Below are 4,115 nucleotides of genomic sequence, written 5' to 3' on the forward strand. Positions count from 1 at the left end.
GCGCCGGTGAGCAGAGCTCGTGCCGACTCGAACCCGACGTACGCCGCCAGGGCGAAGAACGAGACCGCGAGCAGCCGGAGCGCCTGGCGCTCGCGGGACTCGGGGATCCGGTGGGAGAACTGCCACAGGATGATCAAGCCACTCGAGACCTCGACGGCGGAGTCGAGGCCGAATCCGACGAGGGCGACCGAGCTCGCCGCGATGCCGGCGGCGATCGCGATGACCCCTTCGATCAGGTTGTAGGTCACCGACAGCACGGCCAGCAGCCTGGCCCGGCGGCCGAGGGCAGCCCGGTCGACCAGCGTGATGTGCTCAGGCATGAGCATCCAGTCCGTGGTTGGGGCACAGCGTGACGGCGTAGCCCGTGACGTCGAGGAGCCGCTCGGCCGCGGCCAGCAGCTGCGTCGTCGCCTCGGGATGCGTGACGCTGAACATCGACGCCCGGCCAACCGGACGCGACGTCACGAGGCCGCAGTCCCGGAGGCACGCGAGGTGCTTGGAGACCGTGGACTGCGCCAGGCCGAGGTGCTCGGTCAGCTCGACGACACGGTGCTCGCCCAGCAGGAGGTGCTGGAGGATGCGAAGCCGGGACGAATCGCTGAACCCGTGGAACAGGCAAGAGGCTGCCTCCAACGGGTCGACCGCAGCATCCGATTCGTCCAATATCATCGCCATTCGGCGATGGTACTACGCCTGGTCGTCGCTGGCGAGCTCGGAGGATCAGCTCAGCTCGGGCTCGAGCGACTCGATCAGCCGCTCGACGCGGGCCTTGATCTCGTCCCGGATCGGGCGGACCGACTCGATGCCCTGGCCGGCCGGGTCGTCGAGGACCCAGTCCTCATAACGCTTGCCGGGGAAGTACGGGCACTCGTCGCCGCAGCCCATCGTGATGACGACGTCGGAGGCGACGACCGCGTCGTCGGTCAGCTTCTTGGGCTGCTCACCGGCGATGTCGACGCCGACCTCGGCCATGGCCTCGACCGCGACGGGGTTGATCGCATCGCCCGGCATCGATCCGGCCGAACGTACGTCGATCCGGCCCTTTCCGAGCGCCTGCAGGAAGCCCGCCGCCATCTGGGAGCGGCCGGCGTTGTGGACGCAGACGAACAGCACGGTGGGGCGATCAGACATGGGACTCTCCTTGATGGGTGTGCGGCGTGACCGCCTGCGAGGGGTAGAGCGTGAGAACCAGGACGACGCCGATCGCCCCTCCGACGATCTGAGCGAGGACGAACGCCGGGACCGAGCTCGGCGCGATGCCGGCGAACGTGTCCGAGAACGCTCGACCGAGGGAGACGGCGGGGTTGGCAAATGATGTCGAGCTGGTGAACCAGTACGCCGCCCCGATGTAGGCACCGACCGCCGGCGCGACCACAGCGGTGCGATCGGACCGCACCAGGGCGAAGATCAGCAGGATCAGGCCGGCCGTTGCCACGACCTCACCGAGCAGGTGTCCGCCGCTGGCGCGCTCGTGCTCGGAAAGCGTCGTGCCGACGTCGAACATCGCGTTGGCCAGCAGAGCGCCCGCGATGGCACCTGCACCCTGCGCGGCGACGTACGGCGCGATGTGACCCGCCGAGAAGCCCTCGGGATCGCGGCGGGACAGGAACCAGTCCGCCACCGTGACCACGGGATTGAAGTGCGCGCCGGAGACCGGCCCGAGCATGAGAATCAGGACCGCGAGCCCGAACACCGTCGCCATGCTGTTCTCGAGGAGCTGCAGGCCGATGTCGTCCGGGGAGAGCTCGGCTGCGGCAATGCCCGAACCCACCACGACGGTGACGAGGAGCCCGGTGCCGAGGAACTCGGCGAGCAGTCGCCGGCCCAACGGCTGCGGAGCGATGGCCGGAGGGGCGGTGTCGGGATTCGTCACAGTCACATCTTGACGTCAACGGATCACTCAGTCAAACTCGACTCAATGATTACTGAGCGATCAAGTCTTGAAGCGCGAGCGGCACGGCACGCCGCCCTCGCCGACGTGGCGCGCCTTGCGGTGGTCGAGGAGCTCGCGCTCGGGGACCGCTCGCCCAGCGAGCTCCAGGCCATCGTCGGACTGCCGTCCAATCTCCTCGCCCATCACCTCAAGGTGCTCGAGGACGCCGGCCTCGTGACCCGTCGCCGCTCCGAGGGTGATCGCCGGCGTACGTACCTGACGCTCCTCGACTCGTCCCTCGTCGAGCAGGAGCGGGCCGAGGAAGTACGCGTGGGCCGGGTCCTGTTCGTCTGTTCGGCCAACTCGGCACGATCGCAGCTCGCCGCGGCACTGTGGCGCCGTACGAGCGATGTGCCGGTCGCGTCTGCCGGCACCCGGCCGGCCGAACACGTCGCCGACGGCGCCCGGGCCGTGGCCCACCGGCGCTCGCTGAAGCTCGTCTCGGCGAAACCCCGCATGTTCTCCGATGTCACCGCCGATGACGACTTCGTCATCGCGGTCTGCGACAACGCCTACGAGGAGCTCGGCTCGACCGTCGACCTCCACTGGTCCGTTCCGGACCCCGTCACCCAGGGCGACGACGCCGCGTTCGACCTCGCATACGCCGAGATCGAGCGGCGCGTCACCAACCTCGCACCCCGCCTGCTCGCCTCCTGAAGGGAACACCGACATGAACGCCGCCACTCCGATCGCGCTGGACCAGGAGGCGGCCCTCGCGTCCGTCCTCCGCTCCCTCACCTCCGACTTCGGCCCGACCTTCGACGACGAGACGATCAAGACGTTCCTCGACCACTCGTACGCGGAGCTGGCCGGCCACGCGAAGGACGCCAACTACCTCCCGCTGCTGGCTGGGAGGTTCGCCCGACAGCGCCTCACCGCGCTCGCCCGCGTCGAGGGTCGGCATCGCGACGGGACGCCGGTCGTCCTGTTCCTCTGCACGCACAACTCCGGACGGTCCCAGATGGCGCTCGGATTCTTCGCGCATCACGCGGGCGACGCAGCGATTGCGTGGTCCGGGGGCTCCCATCCCGCCGAGTCCATCAACACAGCCGCGATCGACGCGATGCTCGAACGGGGCATCGACATCTCGACGGAGTTCCCCAAGCCATGGACCACCGAGGTTCTCAAGGCCGCCGACGTCGTGGTGACGATGGGATGCGGCGATGAGTGCCCCTACTTCCCCGGCAAGCGGTACGAGGACTGGGAGCTCGACGATCCCGCCGGGCTCGACCTGCACGCCGTGCGCCCGATCCGCGACGAGATCGAGCGGAAGGTGCTCGAGCTCATCGCGGACCTCGGGGTCCCGTCTCGCGGCTGAGCGTCGTACACGCCACGATCGCGAGCGGCATACTGGCTGCGTGACGACAGCCACCGTCGTCGGTAGTGGTCCCAACGGCCTCGCCGCCGCCCTCACCCTCGCCGCGGCAGGCGTCGACGTCACGGTCCTGGAAGCGGCGGACCGGCTCGGCGGCGGTGCCCGGTCCAGCGAGCTCACGCTGTCCGGCCTGGTGCACGATGACTGCTCGGCGATCCATCCGCTCGCGGTCGGCTCGGCATTCGCCAAGGAGTTCGACCTCGCGGCCGCCGGCCTGGTGTGGCGCTGGCCCGAGGTGCAGTTCAGCCACCCGCTGGACGACGGCCGCGGCGCCGCGGTGTGGCGGTCGGTCGACACCACGGCGACCGGCCTCGGGGCGGATGGTCGGTCCTGGAAGCGCCTGTTCGGGCCGCTGGCCGAACGGTTCGGCACGCTCACCGACGACATCCTCCAGCCGGTCGTTCGCCTGCCCGCGCATCCGATCCAGCTCGCGAGGTTCGGCGCGTACGCCGCACTGCCCGTCCCGGTGCTGGCTCGGCGTTGGGAGACCCCCGAGGCCAGAGGGCTGTTCGCGGGCGCGGCGGCGCACACGTTCCGGCCGTTCTCCGGAGTCCTGTCCTCGTCGATCCCCGTGGCGCTCGGCGCATCCGCTCACGCCCTGGGCTGGCCGGTCGCCGAGGGCGGCACCGGCGAGATCACCCGAGCGGTCATCGAGCTGGCGACCGGGCAGGGCGTGACGTTCGAGACCGGCGTCAGGGTGGACTCGCTCGACCGGATCGGCCCGGCCGACATCGTCATGCTCGACACGTCACCACGTGCTGCGGCCGCGATCATCGGCGACCGCATGCCGGAGCGGGTCTCCCGGGC

6 protein-coding genes and 1 pseudogene are annotated in these 4,115 nt (G+C 69.9%); 3 read left to right on the forward strand and 4 right to left on the reverse strand.

What is annotated here, in order from left to right; genetic code table 11:
- The 4 genes and pseudogenes from V6M46_RS00210 to V6M46_RS00225 form a co-directional block, all read right to left on the reverse strand.
- Positions 1-320: pseudogene (locus V6M46_RS00210) on the reverse strand (hypothetical protein); the annotation flags it as partial.
- On the reverse strand, positions 313-675 hold the full coding sequence (locus tag V6M46_RS00215; RefSeq protein ID WP_332661664.1) for an ArsR/SmtB family transcription factor: 363 nt from the start codon (positions 673-675) through the stop codon (positions 313-315). The gene V6M46_RS00215 and the pseudogene V6M46_RS00210, both read right to left, overlap by 8 nt.
- 45 nt (positions 676-720) lie before the next feature.
- Positions 721-1,131, reverse strand: a complete 411-nt coding sequence (locus V6M46_RS00220; protein ID WP_332661665.1) for an arsenate reductase ArsC — start codon at positions 1,129-1,131, stop codon at positions 721-723.
- Positions 1,124-1,873 carry an MIP/aquaporin family protein gene (locus V6M46_RS00225; protein ID WP_332661666.1) on the reverse strand — a complete coding sequence of 250 codons (750 nt, stop codon included), beginning with the start codon at positions 1,871-1,873 and terminating at the stop codon, positions 1,124-1,126. The genes V6M46_RS00220 and V6M46_RS00225 overlap by 8 nt, the downstream gene beginning before the upstream one ends.
- A 105-nt stretch (positions 1,874-1,978) precedes the next feature.
- On the opposite strand from V6M46_RS00225, the gene V6M46_RS00230 reads away from it, so the two are divergent.
- The 3 genes from V6M46_RS00230 to V6M46_RS00240 all read left to right on the forward strand — a co-directional run.
- Positions 1,979-2,590, forward strand: a complete 612-nt coding sequence (locus V6M46_RS00230) for an arsenate reductase/protein-tyrosine-phosphatase family protein (protein WP_332661667.1) — start codon at positions 1,979-1,981, stop codon at positions 2,588-2,590.
- Positions 2,591-2,603: 13 nt separating this feature from the next.
- Complete coding sequence (locus V6M46_RS00235; RefSeq protein ID WP_332661668.1) at positions 2,604-3,251, forward strand: arsenate reductase ArsC; 648 nt, start codon at positions 2,604-2,606, stop codon at positions 3,249-3,251.
- 40 nt (positions 3,252-3,291) lie between these two features.
- A partial coding sequence (locus V6M46_RS00240) for a phytoene desaturase family protein (RefSeq protein ID WP_332661669.1) occupies positions 3,292-4,115 on the forward strand: 824 nt, incomplete at its 3' end.

The sequence above is a fragment of the Aeromicrobium sp. genome (assembly GCF_036676885.1).
Taxonomy (GTDB): Bacteria; Actinomycetota; Actinomycetes; order Propionibacteriales; family Nocardioidaceae; genus Aeromicrobium.